This window comes from Rhizobium aethiopicum (genome assembly GCF_900094625.1).
Classification (GTDB): Bacteria; Pseudomonadota; Alphaproteobacteria; order Rhizobiales; family Rhizobiaceae; genus Rhizobium; species Rhizobium aethiopicum.
The window spans coordinates 165,485-183,715 of record NZ_FMAJ01000002.1 but is presented as its reverse complement, the minus strand read 5'-3'; the positions used below and the strand labels follow the sequence as shown (position 1 = coordinate 183,715).

Here is an 18,231-nt window from a genome sequence, read left to right as displayed (position 1 = left end):
ATGGCCGGCCTGGGGGAGTAGACGGAACCATGAACAATTCCGTTGAGAACAGGTTTTTTGGGATTGTTTGCGGAGCGCTGCTTGTTTTTGTCGCTCCGCTTTTTGTTCTCTTCCTTTTTCTTTCCTCGGAACGAGCCGACAAGGAAATACGCGATCATATCTCTGTTCTTCTTGTCGCCAACGCTCAAGCCCTGGCAAAACCGCTCTGGGATCTCGATGAGGAAAGCGTCACTCAGATCAGCGCGACGGTTGTCTCTCAAGGGGCCATCGTCAAGGTGGAGGTGCGTGATCAGTCGGGGCAGCTCGACGTCAGCCAATCCACCATTCCGCGTTCCTTTGACGGCGACCTCGTGCAGGTCTCGCGCGCCATCATCTACAACACAGTCGACGGTCCGAAGAACCTCGGCAGCATCAGCGTCTACTATCCCGCTCTCGGATTGTTTTCCGGCCTGAAGCAGGAAGAGGTCGTCTTCATTTCGATCTTCATCTTCGCGGTTCTCACCGTTTTCGGCACTGCGTTGATCGGCAACCGATTTTTCGTCATCCAGCCGCTGATGCGTCTGACGGCAGCAATCGAAGCCACCCGGCAGCTCGGCTCCCGCCATCATGTCGACTGGCAGTCGAACGACGAGATGGGGCGGCTTGCACGCAGCTTCAACGAGATGCAAACCAAGCTCGAAAGCGAGGAGAAGGAGCTGAAGCTCGCCCATCGCCGCGCCACCGATATCTACAATCTGACGCCCGCCATGCTCTTCTCGCTCGATGAGGAGGACCGCATCACCGCCGTCAGCGACTATTGGCTGCTTGCCACCGGTTATAGTCGCGCCGACGTGATCGGCCGTAATTTCGCAGATTTGGTCACGTCAAACAGCCGCGACAAATTCGTCAAGCGCCGCCAGGCCGAACACGGCATGACGGTCACCGTCAAATTCGTCTGCCTGGATGGCCGCACCATGGACGTCCTCATCATGGAATCGGAGGCCGGCGCCGGCGCTCACGATCGCCTCTCGCTGTCCGTCATGACCGATGTGACCGAGCTGAAGGCTTCGGAGGACCGCAACCATCGCCAGGCAATTACCGACCATCTGACCGGTCTCCTCAACCGCCAGGGTTTCGAAGCGGTGCTCGATAACAAGATCGCTGCCGCCGACGCCGCCGGCCAGGAACTCGCCTGCCTCTTCGTCGATCTCGACCGCTTCAAGTGGATCAATGACAATATGGGGCATGCCGCCGGCGACACGGCGCTGATCGAGCTCGTCGGGCGCCTCAAGAGCCATCTTGCCCCTTCCGATGAAGCCGCCCGTCTCGGTGGCGACGAATTCGCCATCCTGCTGCCGGCGAAGGACGCCGAAAGGCGTGCCGCGGCGATGTGTGAACAGATCGCCTCAATCTTCGAAACACCATTCGCCCCGGACATGCATCTGAGCGCTTCGATCGGCATCGCCATCTACCCTCATCACGCCGCGACCGCGGCCGAGCTGCTGCAGAAGTCCGATATGGCCATGTATGCCAAGAAACGTGACGGTAAGAATGGCGCGCAGCTCTTCGACAGCGCGATGCTCGACCGCGCCCGAAGCCGCGCCGAAATCGAGGCCAATATCGAATCCGGTCTCGTCGACAATTGGTTCGAAGCTTTCCTGCAGCCGATCGTCAACCTGAACGGCCGCGGCATCGCCGGTTTCGAAGCGCTGATGCGCCTCAGCCATCCGCAGAAGGGTCTGATGCCGCCGGCCGAGATTATCAACGTCGCCGAGGAGACGGGCAAGATCGTTCGCGTCGGCAACGTCATCATGGAAAAGGCAATCTCCAATCTTGCGAAAATCTCTCGCATATCGGGAATGCAAGATACCTACCTCGCCATCAACTTCTCGCCGCTGCAGTTCGACCCGGCGCTGCCGGCCCGTCTTGCCGCGATCGTCGGTCGCAACGGCATCCGCCCCGAGCGCATCGTCGTCGAAATCACCGAAGCCGTGCTGATGCACGACAACCCCCAGATTCGCATGATCGTCACAGAGCTTCGTCGCTTCGGCTGCCGCATCGCGCTCGACGATTTCGGCACCGGCTATTCGTCACTGAGCTACCTCAACCGTTTCCCTGTTGACATCATCAAGATCGACCAGTCCTTCACCCGCGCGATCAACGACGGCGACGACGACGTACGCCAGAAGAGCCGCATGCTGATCGAAAGTATCACTACCCTGTCCCACAAGATGAACTGCACCGTCATTGCCGAGGGCATCGAGACGGAAGAGGAATGCCGCACGCTTCACCAGATGGGCCTGGACTACGGCCAGGGCTATCTCTTCCATCGTCCGCAGCACGCAGCCGCGCTCATCGAGGAATTGATGGCCCCTCAATCTGCCGTCGCACGCGCCTCGTAACGAAGAACGAAGGAGACGACACGATGAAAAAGCTCCTGCTTCTCGCATGGCTGGCGCTGCCCTGCGCCGCCCACGCGCAAACGGTGACCTTCACAACCGAGGACTATGCCCCCTTCAACTATCGCGATGGCAAGGAGATAAAGGGCGCGACCGTCGAGCAGGTCGAAAAGGTGATGGCCGCGATCGGCGTCGACTATACGATCGAGATCATGCCTTGGGCGCGCGCTTTCAGCCTTGCCCGCACAGCACCGATGACCTGCGTCTTCGCGACCGCCCATAATGGAGCGCGCGATCCTCTGTTCAAATGGGTGGAGCCGCTGCTCATCGACCGCAATATCCTGATCACCCGCAAGGGCTCGGGCGTCACAGCCGGCAATCTCGAAGAGGCGAAGAAATACACGATCGGCACCCAGCGTGAAGATTACACAGAGACGATACTGAAGGAGAACGGTTTCACCAAGCTCGATGTCGCCAGTGACTTCAACGCGACGCTGCGCAAGCTGCTCGGCGGGCGCATCGACATGATGCCGATCTCCGAACTCTATTTCGAAAAATTGAAGGCCGATCAGCCGGTGGAGATCGTAACCGTGCTTTCCTCGCAACCGATGGGCATCGCCTGCGAGAAGAGCTTTCCGGAGGATCTGCGCGTCAAGATGCAGGATGCCCTCGACAAGCTGATCGCCGATGGCGACCAGAAACAGATCTTTCTGAAATACGGCATGAGCCTGTCGGAATGATGCGGTCGTCGCGGCTCGCCAATTAAGCTTGACTTTGCCTTCGTTTTTGGGTGGTGAAGTCGGAAACGCTCAAGCGAGGACGACAAGCCGTGCTGATCATCGCGGGTCTCGGCAATCCCGGCGGCAAATACGCCGGCAATCGCCACAATATCGGCTTTATGGCCGTCGACGCCATTCATCGGCGCCACAGCTTTTCGCCCTGGTCGAAGAAATTCAAGGCCGAGATCGCCGAAGGCGAACTTGGCGGCGGCAAGGTGCTGTTGATCAAACCGCAGACCTTCATGAACCTCTCCGGCGAGGCGGTCGGCGAGGCGATGCGGTTCTACAAACTCCAGCCCACCGACCTCGTCGCGATTTATGACGAACTCGACCTGCTGCCGGGCAAGGCGCGGCTGAAAACCGGCGGCGGCCATGGTGGCCACAACGGCATCAGGTCGCTGGACGCCCACTGCGGCAAGGAATACCGGCGGCTGCGGCTCGGCATCGGCCATCCCGGCGTCAAGGAAATGGTGCAGAACCATGTGCTCGGCGATTTCGCCAAGGCCGATAAAGCCTGGCTGGAGCCGCTTCTCGATACGCTGGCCGACAATGCCGATATGCTGGTGCGGAACGAGGATTCGCAGCTGATGAACAAGATCGCGCTCGCGCTCGGCGGCAAGGCCGAAGAGGAGAAGCCGAGGAAGGAAAGCAAGGACAGCGAGAAGAAGCCGGCCGGCCAGTCGCATATCCGCCAGGCCCGCAACAACAATCAGCCGAAGCTGCCGACCAGCGGCCCGATGGCGGACATGCTGAAGAAGATGTTCGGCAACAAGGGGGAATAAGACGGATGCGGGGCCAGGACTTTACCATCCGTCCGGCCGCCGCCGGCGATCTTCCGGGATTGACCACTCTTTACGAACATTTGAATCCTGCCGATCCGATACTAGACCGGACCACAGCCGAGGAGCGCTTCTCCGCCATGCTCGCTCAGCCCGGCATGACCCTATTCATCGGCTTTACCGGCGATTTCGCTGCCGCGACCGCCACGCTGGTCGTCATCCCAAATCTGACGCGGAACGGCGCCTCCTATGCGCTCATCGAAAACGTCGTCACCCATGCCGATTATCGCCGGCATGGCTACGCCGGCGCTGTCATCAACCGTGCCGTGACTGAGGCCTGGAAAGCCGGTTGCTACAAGGTGATGCTGCTGACCGGCTCGAAAAACCCGGCGACGCTGCGCTTCTACGAAAATTGCGGCTTCCTGCAGGACAAGACCGGTTATCAGATCCGCCGAGCCTGAGATCAGAGGACCTATTCCTCGGGCTCGGTGGTGAACATCAGCGGAAAGCCCATCTCCTTTGCGAGGTCGATGCCCTCCTTGGCCTTGGTCTCGGCGATATCCTTGGCGCAGACCACGACCACGCAGGAGCCGAGCTTGTGCGCCGTCATCATCACCCGATAGCCCGTCTCCTCGCTCATTCGGAACACGGCCTTCAGGATCACGATGACGAATTCGCGCGGCGTATAATCGTCATTGACAAGGATGACCTTGTAGAGCTTCGGCTTATCCAGCTTCGGCTTCACCTTGGTCTTCGGTTTCAGGGCAACGTCATTGTCACTCATCGGAAAATCCACCCGTTGATGACATGAAAAGGCGGAAGAAACATCCGCAGAGAATATATTGCACCGTCAGCACGGCAGTTCAATGACGTAAATGTCGCAATGGACAGCAGAAGGTACCATCGCTTCTCTTAAATCACTGCACCCGATTCCCATCGAACGCGGCAAATATGACGAGGCCAACTTACGGCCTGGATCGCCGTTCGCGCCTCGATGCTTTTTCGATTCGTGCCGCAAACCCTTGACCCGAGCCGGCCATTCCCGCATAGGCAGGGCAAAGTTACCAATAGATATGGATAAAGCCATGGGCTTCAAATGCGGCATCGTCGGTCTGCCGAACGTCGGCAAATCGACCCTCTTCAACGCGCTCACGAAGACGGCGGCCGCACAGGCGGCCAATTACCCGTTCTGCACTATCGAGCCAAATACCGGCGAAGTCGCCGTGCCCGATCCGCGCATGCGCAAGCTGGCCGACATCGCCAAGTCCAAGGAACTGATCCCGACCCGCATCTCCTTCGTCGACATCGCCGGCCTCGTCCGCGGCGCCTCGAAGGGCGAAGGCCTCGGCAACCAGTTTCTCGCCAATATCCGCGAAGTCGATGCGATCGTACATGTGCTGCGTTGCTTCGAAGACAGCGACATCACCCATGTCGAGGGCCGCATCAATCCGGTCGCCGATGCCGAGACGATCGAGACCGAGCTGATGCTCGCCGATCTCGAGAGCCTTGAGCGCCGCACCGAGCAGACGCGCAAGCGCGCCACCGGCAAGGATAAGGATTCCATGGCAATGCTGCCGATCATGGAAGCCTCGCTGAAGCTCCTCAACGAGGGCAAGCCGGTTCGCACGCTGCTGTCTAAGCTCGCCCCCGACGAGATTATCATCCTTAAGGGGCTCAACCTCCTCACCTCGCATCCGGTGCTCTATGTCTGCAACGTCGCCGAAGGCGACGCCTCCACAGGCAACGAATTCACCGCCGCGGTTGCCGCCATGGCGAAGGAACAAGGCGCCGAAACCGTCATCATTTCGGCGGCAATCGAAGCTGAGGTCGCTCAGCTCGCCGAAGAGGAAGCTAAGGAATTTCTCTCCGCCCTCGACCTCGACGAGGCGGGCCTCGACCGGCTGATCCGCGCCGGCTACAAGCTGCTCCACCTCATCACCTATTTCACTGTCGGCCCGAAGGAAACGCGCGCCTGGACGATCGAGCGCGGCACCAAGGCGCCACAGGCCGCCGGCGTCATCCACTCCGATTTCGAACGCGGCTTCATCCGCGCCAACACCATCGCCTATGACGATTACATCAAGTACAACGGCGAAGTCGGCGCCAAGGATGCCGGCAAGGCCCGCGACGAAGGCAAGGAATATGTCGTCCAGGACGGCGACGTCATCCACTTCCGCTTCAACACCTAAATAGAGCGCTGCCGCCTTAACCGGGCGGCAGCCTGTTTGCGATCCCCGGAGGCAGTGCCTTGAGCACCAGCCGCCGAAGCGGCATCCAGCCCGTTCCGATGATCAATACAATAGCACCGACAATGATCAGCGTCGTGAAGATGTATGTATCGACAGTCGCATCTCCCGCCCGCACGACGCTGAAGATTGCAGCGCCCAGCGACAGCAACCCCGAGGTGACGAAAGCGCGGCGGTCGATGACGAGGCCGATCAGCATCAGGGCCGCGACTGTCGCCACAACTGCGGGTGTCTGCGACGACATGTTTCCTACATCAAAGATCCGGACGTCTCCACCGAACGATAGCAGGGAAACGGTGCTGTAGAGCAGCGCCGGCGCCGCCCCGAGATGCAGCCAGAACGCAATGTCCGAACGCGTTGTCCGCCGCAGCCGGTCGCCGAGATCGAAATAGAGCGCCATTGCAAATACCCCTAGCGCGCAGATGAGGGAGACCAGCGCGAGCACAACTGGGTGATCGAGGAAAAATGTCGGATTGCCGCTTGCCCACTGCACCAGGCGCAAAAACAGGGTGAGGACGAAAGCGAGGGCCGACATGATGCAGAGCGCCAGCGACAGCGGCACGCGGTAGCGGGCATAGTAGGTCCCAAGAATGATCGGGAAGCCGGCGACGAATTGCGTCACCTCCGCTCCGAAGGATCGAGAGGTCGGCGCCCACGGCGGAAAGAAATGGGACATCAGCAAAAATGTCCAGCAGAACAGCGCGATCGTCAGGCTGACCGCCGGCAAAGCGAGCCGCTGGCGGCGCACCAGTACCTCCGAAAGTACGATGATGGCAACGGGCACGGCATAGAGCGCCGACAGCCCCCAGAGCCCGCCGAGCGCTACGATGACGCCGATGGTGATCAGCACATCGTGGAACCCGCGCACGAAGCGCGGCGTCTCCCTATCCGACCATGCTTGCTCCTCGACAGCGGCTGCCTTTTGCGTCTCAACAACTGACACGCCGCGCTCGATCAGAAACGGCAAAAGCCGCCCGCCCGCTTCCGACGAAATCAGCCCCTGGCGCGCCGCCTCGTCAAGTATGGACCTCAGTTCCGTCATATCGGTTTATCTCCCGCTGCTGTTTAGTGAGATGTCTGAACAAAGCGCATAGAGCTGATTTACTTGCCTTCACCGCCGGCCGCTGCCCCAGCTATCGACACATACCGGGCAACCCTTTTGTATCCCCGCACTCATTGAGCACGGGCGGATGCTATTGTAACCATAGTGCGCTGCATATGGCGGAGGAGAGAATGCCGGCAGAGAAGCTGTCTTTCGAGGATTTCCAGCCCGGTCGCCGCTTTACCCTCGGTCCGAAGCTGGTGCGCACCCAGGAAATCATCGAATTTGCCACCGAATTCGACCCCCAGCCGATGCATCTCGACGAGGCTGCCGGCCGCGACAGCATCCTCGGCGGGCTCGCCGCTTCCGGCTGGCACACCTCTTCGATGCTCATGCGCATGATGGCCGACAGCTACATCCTGAACGCGCTATGCGAGGGCGCGCCGGGAATCGATCTCATGGAATGGCGAAAGCCGGTATTGGCGGGCGACACATTGGGCGGCCACTCGACCGTGCTCGAAGCCCGACCGATGCGCTCGCGCCCCGGCATGGGCATTGTCAAATTCCGTCACGCAGTGGAAAACCAGCGCGGCGAACTCGTTTGCCTGTCGGAGAATTCCGTGATGATCCGAATGCGCCTCCCTCCGGAGAAAGCCAATATCAGCTCGGAGCTGTCAGCATGAGAATGTCCGAACTTTACGCAGTCGGCGAGAAAGCCGAGATCGGCAGCTACACCTTCACCGAGGAAAACATCATCCGCTTTGCCAGACGCTACGATCCCCAGCCTTTTCATGTCGACAAGCAAGCGGCGAAAGAAACCCTCTTCGGCGGCCTCTGCGCCTCGGGATGGCACACCACGGCCGCCTGGATGCGGACCTTCCTCGCCTTTTGGCAAAGGCAAAGCATCGTTCTCGCCGAAAAAGGACTAACGGCGCCGAATCTCGGCCCCTCGCCCGGTTTCCAGAAGCTGCAATGGCTGCGGCCGGTCTTTGCTGGCGACGTCGTCGCCTATTCCGTCGCCTTCCTCTCCAGCCGGCCGCTCGCATCGCGGCCGGGCTGGCACCTCAACACCATCCTCTGCGAAGGCGTCAATCAGAACGGCCATCCCGTCATGCGCTTCGAAAGCAGCGTCCTCGAGTTCGACTGACGCCGGCCGCAGTGGCTCAGTGCCCGGAGAACTCGACCAGCGTGTGCACTGCGACGCCGAGCTCTTCCAGCTTTCTGCGGCCGCCAAGGTCGGGCAGGTCGATGACGAAGCAGGCGCCGACCACTTCTGCGCCCATCTGGCGCAAAAGCTTCGTAGCCCCGACGGCTGTGCCGCCGGTGGCGATGAGATCATCTACCAGGATCACCTTCTCGCCGGGCTCGACCGCATCACGATGCATCTCCATCTCATCGACCCCATATTCGAGGCTGTAGGCGATGCGCACGGTGTCATGCGGTAGCTTGCCCTTCTTGCGGATCGGCACGAAGCCGGAGGAAAGCTGGTGCGCCACCGCACCGCCGAGAATGAAGCCGCGTGCCTCCATGCCGGCGATCTTGTCGATCTTCAGGCCCGCATAGGGCTGCACGAGTTCGTCGACCGCCCGACGGAAAGCGCGGGGATTGCCGAGCAGCGTGGTGATGTCGCGGAAAATGATGCCGGGCTTGGGATAGTCGGGAATGGAACGGATGCTGGCTGCGAGCTCCGAAAGCGTGTTGTTCATGGAAAGTCCATTTTCTGCGAGGGCATGAAACGGCCCGCACCCTAGATCATGAAGCCTTAAAGTGTAAGCGGTTTTCCGAAGGGATTGGCGGCCAGGATAGTGCAAAGCGGCAGGCAACAAAAAAGGCGGCTCGCAAGCCGCCTTTCCAATTCAGGCAAGGAACGCTTAATGCTCCTTGCTGGCGTAGACCGAGCGCTTCGTCAGATAGATCAGCACGGTGAAGATCGCCAGGAAGACCATGACCATGAAGCCGGTGCGCTTGCGCTCCTCCAGATGCGGCTCGGCGGCCCACATCAGGAAAGCTGTGACGTCCTTGGAATACTGGTCGACGGTCGCCGGCGCGCCGTCGTCATAGGTCACCTGGCCGTCGGAGAGCGGCTTCGGCATAGCGAGCACGTCAGCGGCGTTGAAATACGGGTTGTAATGCGCGCCCTGCGCTATCTTGGCGCCGGCCGGTGGCTCTTCATAGCCGGTCAGCAGCGAATAGATGTAGTCGGGGCCGCTTTCCTGATACTGCGTGAACATGTCGAAAACGAATTGCGGAAAGCCGCGCTCGACTGCACGGGCCTTGGCGATTAGCGAAAAATCGGGCGGAGCGGCGCCATTGTTGGAAGCAGCAGCGGCTTCGGCATTGGGGAAAGGCGACGGGAAGTAATCCGAAGGAACCGCCTTGCGGGTAAACATCTCGCCACTCGCGTCGGGACCGTCCTGAACCTCGTAATTCGCCGCAAAGGCCTTCACCTGCGCCTCGGAATAGCCGAGTTCGCCGAGCGTGCGGAAAGGCACGAGCTTCATCGAATGGCAGGCTGCACAGACTTCGGTGTAAACCTTGAGGCCGCGCTGGAGCTGGCCTTTGTCGTAATGGCCGAAGGGACCGGCAAAACTCCAATCCTGCTGCTTCGGATGCTTCAGCGGATAATGCGGCGTCTCGCCTTCCGCGTGATGGGCCGGAGCCGCACCGGCAGGACCCGGCTCTTCGGCCAGAGCCGCGCCGCTCAGACCGGCAATCACAGCGAGCGAGAGTATGCTTGCAACAAGCGTTTTCATGTTTCTGTTCCCTTCCGTCGCGCGCTTACGCATTGGCCGCTGCACTGGTGGCAGCTGTCTTGTTGCGCTTCTCGAGCACCGCTTCGGTGATCGAGTTCGGGATGCGGCGCGGCGTCTCGACGAGGCCGAGCACCGGCATGGCAACCAGGAAGAAAGCGAAGTAGAGGAGCGTGCAGATCTGCGAGATGATGACGAAGCTCCCTTCCGCCGGCTGCGAGCCGAGCCAGCCGAGGATGATCGCATTGATCACGAACAGCCAGAAGAACAGCTTGTACCAGGGACGGTAGACCGCGGAGCGAACCTTCGAGGTATCGAGCCAGGGCAGGAAGAACAGCACGATGATCGCGCCGAACATCACGAGCACGCCGCCGAGCTTGGAGTCGATCGGCCCGATATTGAAGGTGATCGAACGCAGCATTGCGTAGAAGGGCAGGAAGTACCATTCCGGAACGATGTGGGCCGGCGTCTTCAACGGGTCGGCCGGGATATAGTTGTCGGCATGGCCGAGGAAGTTCGGCATGTAGAAGACGAAATAGGCATAGACGAGCAGGAAGACCGAAACGCCGAGCGCATCCTTCATCGTCGCATAGGGCGTGAACCTCACGGTGTCCGTCTTCGTCTTGACCTCGACGCCCGTCGGGTTCGTCTGCCCGGTGACGTGCAGCGCCCAGATATGCAGGACGACGACGCCGGCGATCATGAAGGGCAGCAGGTAGTGCAGCGAGAAGAAGCGGTTCAGCGTCGGCTGTTCGACGGCAAAGCCGCCGAGCAGGAACTGCTGGAGCGATTCGCCGATCATCGGGAAGGCCGAGAAGAAGCCAGTGATGACGGTCGCGCCCCAGAAGGACATCTGGCCCCAGGGCAGCACGTAGCCCATGAAGCCGGTCGCCATCATCAGCAGGTAGATGACGACGCCGAGGATCCAGAGGATTTCGCGCGGCGCCTTGTAGGAACCGTAATAGAGGCCGCGAGCGATGTGCAGGTAGACGGCGACGAAGAAGAAGGATGCGCCGTTGGCATGCATGTAGCGCAGCAGCCAGCCGTGATTAACGTCGCGCATGATCTTTTCAACGGAGTTGAAGGCGATCGTCGTGTCTGCGGCGTAATGCATGGCGAGCACGATGCCCGTCAGGATCTGCACGATCAGCATGACGGAGAGCATGGCGCCAAAAGTATAGGCATAGTTCAGGTTTCTCGGAACCGGATATGCCACGAAGCTGTCATAGACCATGCGCGGCAGCGGCAGGCGCGCATCGACCCATTTCTCGAAGCCGGTTGATGGTTCGTAGCTGGAATGGCCACTCATGAATCAGTCTCCCCTCAACCGATCTTGATTTTGGTATCGGACACAAATGAAAAGGTCGGAATCGCCAGGTTCTCGGGCGCGGGACCCTTCCGGATGCGGCCGGCCGTGTCGTAGACCGAGCCATGGCAGGGACAGAACCAACCATTGTATTCGCCGGCCTGGCCGAGCGGAACGCAGCCGAGATGGGTGCAGGTACCGATCATGACAATCCAGTTTTCCTTGCCTTCGCCGCCCGAGCGGTCGACGCCCGTTGCCTGAGCGTCGGCAGGAAGGTTTGCATTGCGGGCGACTGGGTCCTTGAGATCCCCCAGCGGAACATCGGCTGCCGCCTTCACTTCCTCAGGCGTGCGATTGCGGATGAAGATCGGCTTGCCGCGCCACTTTACCGTCAAAGACATGCCGGGCTCGAGGCTTGCGACATCGACTTCGATCGAAGCAAGCGCCAGCGTCGAAGCGTCCGGGCGCATCTGGTCGATAAACGGCCACGCAACCGCGGCGGCGCCAACGGCACCGGCCATACCAGTGGTGAGATAAAGGAAATCACGGCGAGTGGGCTCTGTCGAAGCCTCGCTTGTCGTTTCGTGTTCGCTCACGGCTTAACCATCCTCTGCGCAATTATCGCGGAATTCCGCCCCGCCCCCTCTACCAACGAATCTCTCTGGACACAGTTCGGCCATAGATTCCCCGGCAATCCGGCGCGTTCTAAGCTTGATCGCAAATTATGTCCAGCCTTGACAAGGGGATGAGGGCACAATGTCGCGGGAAATTTCCGATGAATTATTTCCGGCAAACACCCGCTTGCCGTTATGCTGCATTGCAACAAAAAAGCCGGCATGGTAGGCGCAGTCACGACCAAGCCAGCGAGCCGGACCGAAGCGGATGAGAGACACGATTTTTTGCGTATTCAGCGTCCTCACGACGCTGGTCCTCGCCATTATCTCGCTGCGCTACGTCAAAGACTTCTATCTGCTTTCGTTCTTTTACAGCTTTCAGCTTCATCTGGCCGCGGCCGGAGCGGGCGCTTCCGTCGCGGCTCTTTTCGTCAAGCGGCATTGGTACGCGATGCTGACGCTCGGCTTATCAGTCATCCTTGCCGCGCATGGCGTCGTGATGGCGCGCGAATTCGCCGAGCCCGCGATCGACGAGAACCGCCCTGCTCTCTTCCGGCTCATGTCCTTCAACATCGAGAACGACAATTTCGCAAACGGCCCTGCTATCGCCGACATGGTCGTCGCCTCGGGCGCCGACGTCGTCAACATTCTTGAGGCCGAACCGATAATGTCCGAACTGCCGCGCCTCCTGAAGACCTATCCCTATTACGTCGGCTGCGGTATCGGCATGGAACAATGCGATACGCTCGTCCTGTCGAAGCGTCCCCTCATCGAGCCCCGGATCCGCAACCTCGGGCTCCTCTGGCGCAACCGGCTGACGATCTCGACGGTCGATTTCGATGGCCGGAAAGTCAATTTCCTCGCGGCGCACCTTACCAAGCCCTACTACGACGAATTTCACGGCCTGGAAATCGAAGATCTCGCGGAGCTTATCCCTTCGCTGCCGGGGCCGCTGGTGCTTGCCGGTGATTTCAACACCTCGATTCTCGCACCCGACATGCAGTATCTCATGCGCAGCCAAGGCTTGGGCACGGTGTCGCCGGAACCGGCGACGTGGCCGATCGTCGCCGGCCCCTTGGGCATACCGATCGATCACGTCTTCAGCAAAGCGCCCCTGCGGCTGAAATCGGTCCGCCGCATCGCGAACAGCTTCGGATCAAACCATTTTGGCCTCATGGCGGAATTCGCCATCGATCCTTGAGATCTGGCCTTCGTCGGACGCGAGGAAGCCGCCGGACTGGCGTGCCCAGAGTTCGGCATAGAGCCCGCCGCGGCGAAGCAGCTCGTCGTGGCTGCCCTCCTCGATGATCCGGCCGAGATCGACGACGATCAGCCGGTCGAGTGCGGCGATGGTGGACAGCCGGTGGGCGATCGCAAGCACCGTCTTGCCTTCCATGATCCGATGAAGATTGGACTGGATCGCTTCTTCCACTTCCGAATCGAGCGCCGACGTCGCTTCGTCAAGAACCAGGATCGGCGCGTCCTTCAGCATGACGCGGGCAATGGCGATCCGCTGGCGCTGCCCGCCCGACAACTTGACACCGCGTTCACCGACATGCGCATCGAAACCTCGGCGCCCCTGCTGATCCTGGAGGCGGGAGATGAAATCGATCGCCTCGGCGCGGCGGGCCGCCTCGATCAGCCGCTCCTCGCCGGCATCCGGCCGGCCGAACAGGATATTGTCGCGGACCGAACGGTGCAGCAGCGAAGTATCCTGGCTGACGACGCCGATCTGCATCCGGAGCGATTCCTGTGTGACGGCTGATATATCCTGGCCATCGACGAGGATGCGGCCGTCCTGAATATCGTAGAGGCGCAGCAATAGGTTCATGAGCGTCGATTTGCCGGCGCCCGAACGGCCGACGATGCCGACCTTCTCCCCCGGGCGGATGGTCAGCGAGAAATTCTCGACGACCGGCTGGTGGCCCCTGCCGTAATGGAAGGAAACATTGTCGAAGCGGATGCCGGGATGGCGGATCACCAGGCTTTTCGCATCGGCCCGATCGACGAGACCGAGCGGCTGCGAGATCAGCTCGGCGGCATTCTGGATGGTGCCGAGATTGCGCATGATGCCGTTGAACTGCGTCATCAGTCGTCCGAGCAGGAAATTGAGCCGCAGCACCAGCGCCAGCGAAAATGCTACCGCGCCGGAGCTGACTAACCCGCGCAGCCAGAGATCGACGCTCAAGCCCGCCATCGTCACGATCATCAGGCCGGAGAGCAGCGCCATCGAGGCCCTCACACCGGTGATGAACCGCGTGAAGCGCAGCACCGTGTCCTGATAGATATCGAAACCCTGGCGCATGTAGCGGTCGCTCTCTTCGTCGCGTGCGAAGAGCTTCAGCGTCTGCATATTGCTGTAGGAATCCACCATCCGACCATTCAGCATCGATCCGGCCTCCGCCGTTTCGCGGGAATGATAGCGGATCCGCGGGACGAAGTGGCGGGCAAGCAGGCTGAAGGCGCCAAGCCAGAACAGCACGACGGCTGCGAGTGAAAGGTCCAGCCGGGCGACGAGCACCAGAGTCGTTACAGCATAAATTCCGACGAACCAGACGCTTTCCATCAGCGACGTGACGAGATCGCCGGTTGCCTGGCCGGCTGACCACACCTTGGTGACGATGCGCCCGGAGAAATCGCTCTGGAAGAACGACAATGATTGCCTTGAGACATGGAGATAGGATTGCCAACGTGCTAGATTGTAGAAGCCCGGCGTGATTACCTGCTGATCGACGAGGGCAATCAGGAAGGCGACGACGAAGCGCACGAGCCCGATGAGAGCGAGCATGCCGAACAGCTCGCCGCCATGGGCCGCCAGAAGGCCGCTCCAGCCGGCACCGGGTGTGGTGCTGGCGAGGATGTCGACCAGTCGTCCGACGAACCAGAAGAGCGCGGCCTCGATTGCCGCCGATATGCCGCCGAGAATAAGCATGGCGATGAACGGCATCTTCGCCTGGCGGATATAGAACCAGATGAAACCGAGTGACGCGCGCGGCGGCTGGAGATTGGCGCGCGGGCGGAAGGGATCGATCCACGTCTCGAACAGGCGGAGGATGGGGCGCAGGAACATGGAAGCGATATAGGCGGATTGAGGGGAGCGGCAAAGGGAATGAAAAGCGGACGCAACCTTATATTTTGGTAATATACGATAACATCGGCGGCATCGCCGTTGACTGCCCCCGAACCCGTCACAATCTGACGATAAGATCGCGCCTCACCGGAGAGAAGGCTCATGGAAACGAAAATGCTCGATGCGCATATTCCGCTTCCGCTTGCAGAAAGGTTGGATGCCCTGGCGCTCGACCTGGCGCTGCCGCGCGACGTGATCGTCACCGAAGCCATCGCCGCCTGGCTCGATAGCGAGGAACGCCGCCGCATCGTGGCGCTGCGCACGATCGCCGCCGCCAACACGATCGTCATCGTCGAACATGACCGCGTGATCGACTGGGCCGATAGTCTTTGAATAAACCGAGACGGACAACCCAGTCTCGCAGCCACTAGGGAAGCACGAAAAACACACCGAGGGCCCTCCCCGCTTCCGCAGGGAGGGCCTCATTCATTTATTCCGCCGCCTCTTCCGCCTCTTCGGCGTGATCGGAGAGGAAGCCGCCCGACTGGCGGTTCCAGAGGTCGGCGTAGATGCCGCCGCTTTCTATCAGTTCGGCGTGCGAACCGGCCTCGATGATCCGGCCCTTGTCGAGCACGATCAGCCGGTCCATCTCCGTCAGCGTCGAAAGCCGGTGGGCGATCGCGATCACCGTCTTGCCTTCCATCAGAGCGAAGAGGTTTTCCTGGATCGCCGCTTCGACTTCTGAATCGAGCGCCGAGGTCGCCTCGTCGAGCACCAGGATCGGCGCGTCCTTCAGGAAGACGCGGGCGATCGCGATACGCTGGCGCTGGCCGCCGGAGAGCTTGACGCCGCGTTCGCCGACCTGCGCGTCGAGGCCCTGGCGGCCCTGCATGTCGACGAGGCCTTCGATGAACTCCCAGGCATTGGCGCGCTTGGCGGCCTCGATCACTTCGGCGTCGCTCGCCTCCGGCCGGCCATAGGCGATGTTGTCGCGGATCGAGCGGTGCAGCAGCGAGGTGTCCTGCGTCACCACGCCGATCAGCGAACGCAGGCTCTCCTGCGAGACGCCTGATATATCCTGCCCGTCGATCGTGATGCGGCCCGCCTCCAGATCGTAGAAGCGCAGCAGCAGGTTCATCAGCGTCGTCTTGCCGGCGCCGGAGCGACCGACCAGGCCGACTTTCTCGCCGGCCTTGATATCGAGCGAGAGATTGTCGATGACACCCTTGCCCTTGCCATAGTGGAAGCGGATGCGATCGTAATGGATCGCGCCCTTCTTCGCCGTCATCGCGGGCGCATTCGGCTTGTCGACGATGTCGTGCTGCTTGCTCATCATCTCCATGCCGTCATAGACCGTGCCGATATTCTCGAACAGCGCCGAGACTTCCCACATGATCCACTGCGACATGCCGTTGACGCGCATGGCAAGACCGATGGCGATGGCGATCGCGCCGACCGAGATCGCACCGTTCAGCCAGAACCAGATCGACATGCCCGAGACGACGAAGAGCGCGACACAGTTGTTCAGGTAGACGCTGATGTGGAAGAGCGTCACCTTGCGCATCTGCTTGTGCACGGTCTGCAGGAACTCGTCCATGCCCTCCTTGGCGTAGACTTCCTCGCGGCCCGCATGCGAAAACAGCTTGACGGTGGCGATGTTGGTATAGCTGTCGACCACCCGACCGGTCATCATCGAGCGCGCATCCGCCTGTGTCGCCGCGATCTTGCGAAGCCGCGGCACGAAATAAGAGACGATGCCGACATAGACGGCGAGCCAGACGAGGATCGGGATCATCAGCCGCCAGTCGGCCGCCGCAATGACGATGATCATCGTCAGGAAATAGCTGACGACGTAGACGAAGACGTCGAGAATCTTCATCACCGTTTCGCGTACGGCAAGCGAGGTCTGCATCACCTTGGTTGCCACGCGCCCGGCAAATTCGTTGGCGAAGAACGTCATGCTGTGGCGCAGCAGGAAGCGGTGCATCTGCCAGCGCGCCATCATCGGATAGTTGCCGAGCAGCATCTGGTGCATGATCAGCGAATCGAGCCCGGCCGCCAGCGGCAAGCCGACGAGTACCAGCGCCGCCATCCAGAACAGCTTATGGCCTTCCGTCTGCAGGAAGGTGGCGCGATCGGCATTGGTCAGCCAGTCGACGATATCGCCGAGAAACTGGAAGAGCGCCACTTCGCCGATGGCGATCAGTGAAGTCAGCACGGCCATCAGGCCGAGCCAGGGCGCCGCCGGCTTGCTGTAATGCCAGCAGAAGGCAAAAAGGCCTTTCGGCGGAGCCACGGGCTCCGCGCTCGGAAAGGGATTGAGTCGCTGTTCGAACCAGCCAAACATGAAATTGCTCCGAAACACCAGCGTTCCAGCTCCCGGCTTCGCGCCATCTCAGCGCCATGCAAGCAGATATGGGAACCGAACGTTCAAGGGGCGAGGCTCAATTAGCCGCGCGATGGATCAAAAGGGAAGTTTTAGAAAGAAGCCCGCTCTAGCGGCGCCATGTCGCCTTGATCGGCATCACGGCGGGAAAGCGCATAATGAGCAAAATATTCATGTGGCCCTCCCTGCTGGCGTTCAAAGAGGTGCATGCATAACGCGAAAATTGCGAAATTTCCAGCCCTCTACTGGCCTATGTTGAACGTTTCCGGGCCAAACCGCGCCCTGTTGCGCCGAAATCACAGTTGTATTAGGCCTCCCGCATCGAAACAAACAGGCGGCGCCTGAATGACGGACCTCAGACTGGCACTTTACCAGCCGGACATTCCCGGCAATACAGGCACGATCCTGCGCCTTGCCGCCTGCCTCGGTTTCGCCGTCGACCTCATCGAGCCCGCTGGCTTCGATGCCTCCGACCGCAACCTGAAACGATCGGGCATGGATTATATCGCCGCTGCCGCGCTGACCCGCCACGTCAGCTGGGACCGCTTCGAGACCTGGCGCGCCACGAGTGGCCGCCGCCTGATCCTCGCCTCCACCAAGGCTGCGGATCGCTATACCGACTTCGCCTTCCGCCCTGATGACATCCTGCTTTTCGGGCGGGAAAGCGCCGGCGTGCCGGACCAGGTGCATGAGAGAGCCGACGCCCGTATCATCATTCCGATGATCGAAGGCCAGCGCTCGATCAATGTCGCAGTCTCCGCGGCGATGATCGTCGGCGAGGCGATGCGCCAAACAGTCTGGGCCTGACCGGCGCCTGCTCGGACGGCATTGCCTGATATATTGCTTAAGTGTCGGAAATCGACATTGTCAATCCGCTAAAC

18 protein-coding genes are annotated in these 18,231 nt (G+C 60.6%); 10 read left to right on the top strand and 8 right to left on the bottom strand.

All coding sequences use genetic code 11. The annotated features are described in order from the left end of the window. The first annotated feature begins 29 nt into the window (after nucleotides 1–29). The 4 genes from GA0061105_RS05185 (at nucleotide 30) to GA0061105_RS05170 (ending at nucleotide 4,397) form a co-directional block, all read left to right on the top strand. Nucleotides 30–2,381 (top strand): EAL domain-containing protein, encoded by a 2,352-nt coding sequence (locus GA0061105_RS05185; protein WP_092748531.1) that lies wholly within the window; start codon nucleotides 30–32, stop codon nucleotides 2,379–2,381. A gap of 23 nt (nucleotides 2,382–2,404) precedes the next feature. Continuing rightward, nucleotides 2,405–3,118: a substrate-binding periplasmic protein gene (locus tag GA0061105_RS05180; protein ID WP_092748529.1), complete on the top strand. Its 714-nt coding sequence runs from the start codon at nucleotides 2,405–2,407 to the stop codon at nucleotides 3,116–3,118. 89 nt (nucleotides 3,119–3,207) lie between these two features. Then, entirely contained in the window at nucleotides 3,208–3,939 is a 732-nt protein-coding gene (gene pth / locus GA0061105_RS05175; RefSeq protein ID WP_064695858.1) for an aminoacyl-tRNA hydrolase, read from the top strand. A 5-nt stretch (nucleotides 3,940–3,944) separates the two neighbouring features. Continuing rightward, nucleotides 3,945–4,397 (top strand): GNAT family N-acetyltransferase, encoded by a 453-nt coding sequence (locus GA0061105_RS05170; protein ID WP_425348751.1) that lies wholly within the window; start codon nucleotides 3,945–3,947, stop codon nucleotides 4,395–4,397. A gap of 11 nt (nucleotides 4,398–4,408) precedes the next feature. Here the strand turns inward: GA0061105_RS05170 and clpS are convergent, their stop codons facing one another. Next, nucleotides 4,409–4,720: an ATP-dependent Clp protease adapter ClpS gene (gene clpS, locus GA0061105_RS05165; protein WP_064695951.1), complete on the bottom strand. Its 312-nt coding sequence runs from the start codon at nucleotides 4,718–4,720 to the stop codon at nucleotides 4,409–4,411. Between the two features lie 301 nt (nucleotides 4,721–5,021). Between clpS and ychF the strand changes: the two genes are divergently transcribed. Continuing rightward, nucleotides 5,022–6,125 carry a redox-regulated ATPase YchF gene (gene ychF, locus GA0061105_RS05160; RefSeq protein ID WP_064695856.1) on the top strand — a complete coding sequence of 368 codons (1,104 nt, stop codon included), beginning with the start codon at nucleotides 5,022–5,024 and terminating at the stop codon, nucleotides 6,123–6,125. Between the two features lie 16 nt (nucleotides 6,126–6,141). Here ychF and GA0061105_RS05155 read toward each other — a convergent pair whose 3' ends face one another. Beyond that, nucleotides 6,142–7,224, bottom strand: a complete 1,083-nt coding sequence (locus GA0061105_RS05155) for a hypothetical protein (RefSeq protein ID WP_092748527.1) — start codon at nucleotides 7,222–7,224, stop codon at nucleotides 6,142–6,144. 191 nt (nucleotides 7,225–7,415) lie between these two features. Between GA0061105_RS05155 and GA0061105_RS05150 the strand changes: the two genes are divergently transcribed. Next, nucleotides 7,416–7,907 carry a MaoC family dehydratase gene (locus tag GA0061105_RS05150; RefSeq protein WP_092748525.1) on the top strand — a complete coding sequence of 164 codons (492 nt, stop codon included), beginning with the start codon at nucleotides 7,416–7,418 and terminating at the stop codon, nucleotides 7,905–7,907. Next, nucleotides 7,904–8,371 (top strand): MaoC family dehydratase, encoded by a 468-nt coding sequence (locus tag GA0061105_RS05145; RefSeq protein WP_064695853.1) that lies wholly within the window; start codon nucleotides 7,904–7,906, stop codon nucleotides 8,369–8,371. Before GA0061105_RS05150 ends, GA0061105_RS05145 begins: the two co-directional genes overlap by 4 nt. Before the next feature lie 16 nt (nucleotides 8,372–8,387). On the opposite strand, the gene GA0061105_RS05140 is transcribed toward GA0061105_RS05145, so the two are convergent. The 4 genes from GA0061105_RS05140 to petA form a co-directional block, all read right to left on the bottom strand. Continuing rightward, nucleotides 8,388–8,930 carry an adenine phosphoribosyltransferase gene (locus GA0061105_RS05140; RefSeq protein ID WP_064695852.1) on the bottom strand — a complete coding sequence of 181 codons (543 nt, stop codon included), beginning with the start codon at nucleotides 8,928–8,930 and terminating at the stop codon, nucleotides 8,388–8,390. Nucleotides 8,931–9,095: 165 nt separating this feature from the next. Then, entirely contained in the window at nucleotides 9,096–9,977 is an 882-nt protein-coding gene (locus GA0061105_RS05135; protein WP_064695851.1) for a cytochrome c1, read from the bottom strand. Between the two features lie 25 nt (nucleotides 9,978–10,002). Continuing rightward, nucleotides 10,003–11,283 (bottom strand): cytochrome b, encoded by a 1,281-nt coding sequence (locus GA0061105_RS05130; RefSeq protein WP_064695850.1) that lies wholly within the window; start codon nucleotides 11,281–11,283, stop codon nucleotides 10,003–10,005. Nucleotides 11,284–11,297: 14 nt separating this feature from the next. After that, entirely contained in the window at nucleotides 11,298–11,876 is a 579-nt protein-coding gene (gene petA, locus GA0061105_RS05125; protein ID WP_064695849.1) for a ubiquinol-cytochrome c reductase iron-sulfur subunit, read from the bottom strand. Between the two features lie 286 nt (nucleotides 11,877–12,162). On the opposite strand from petA, the gene GA0061105_RS05120 reads away from it, so the two are divergent. Then, nucleotides 12,163–13,095, top strand: a complete 933-nt coding sequence (locus GA0061105_RS05120; protein WP_092748523.1) for an endonuclease/exonuclease/phosphatase family protein — start codon at nucleotides 12,163–12,165, stop codon at nucleotides 13,093–13,095. On the opposite strand, the gene GA0061105_RS05115 is transcribed toward GA0061105_RS05120, so the two are convergent. Then, nucleotides 13,051–14,964, bottom strand: coding sequence for an ABC transporter ATP-binding protein (locus GA0061105_RS05115; protein ID WP_092748521.1), 1,914 nt, complete (start codon nucleotides 14,962–14,964; stop codon nucleotides 13,051–13,053). The two genes, GA0061105_RS05120 and GA0061105_RS05115, sit on opposite strands and share 45 nt — an antisense overlap. A 162-nt stretch (nucleotides 14,965–15,126) precedes the next feature. Between GA0061105_RS05115 and GA0061105_RS05110 the strand changes: the two genes are divergently transcribed. Further along, the gene (locus GA0061105_RS05110) at nucleotides 15,127–15,357 is read left to right on the top strand and encodes a CopG family transcriptional regulator (RefSeq protein ID WP_092748519.1); all 231 of its coding nucleotides are present in this window, start codon (nucleotides 15,127–15,129) and stop codon (nucleotides 15,355–15,357) included. A 97-nt stretch (nucleotides 15,358–15,454) separates the two neighbouring features. On the opposite strand, the gene GA0061105_RS05105 is transcribed toward GA0061105_RS05110, so the two are convergent. After that, entirely contained in the window at nucleotides 15,455–17,311 is a 1,857-nt protein-coding gene (locus tag GA0061105_RS05105) for an ABC transporter ATP-binding protein (RefSeq protein WP_092748517.1), read from the bottom strand. Between the two features lie 384 nt (nucleotides 17,312–17,695). On the opposite strand from GA0061105_RS05105, the gene GA0061105_RS05100 reads away from it, so the two are divergent. Beyond that, nucleotides 17,696–18,157 (top strand): tRNA (cytidine(34)-2'-O)-methyltransferase, encoded by a 462-nt coding sequence (locus GA0061105_RS05100; RefSeq protein ID WP_092748515.1) that lies wholly within the window; start codon nucleotides 17,696–17,698, stop codon nucleotides 18,155–18,157. Nucleotides 18,158–18,231 lie beyond the last annotated feature (74 nt).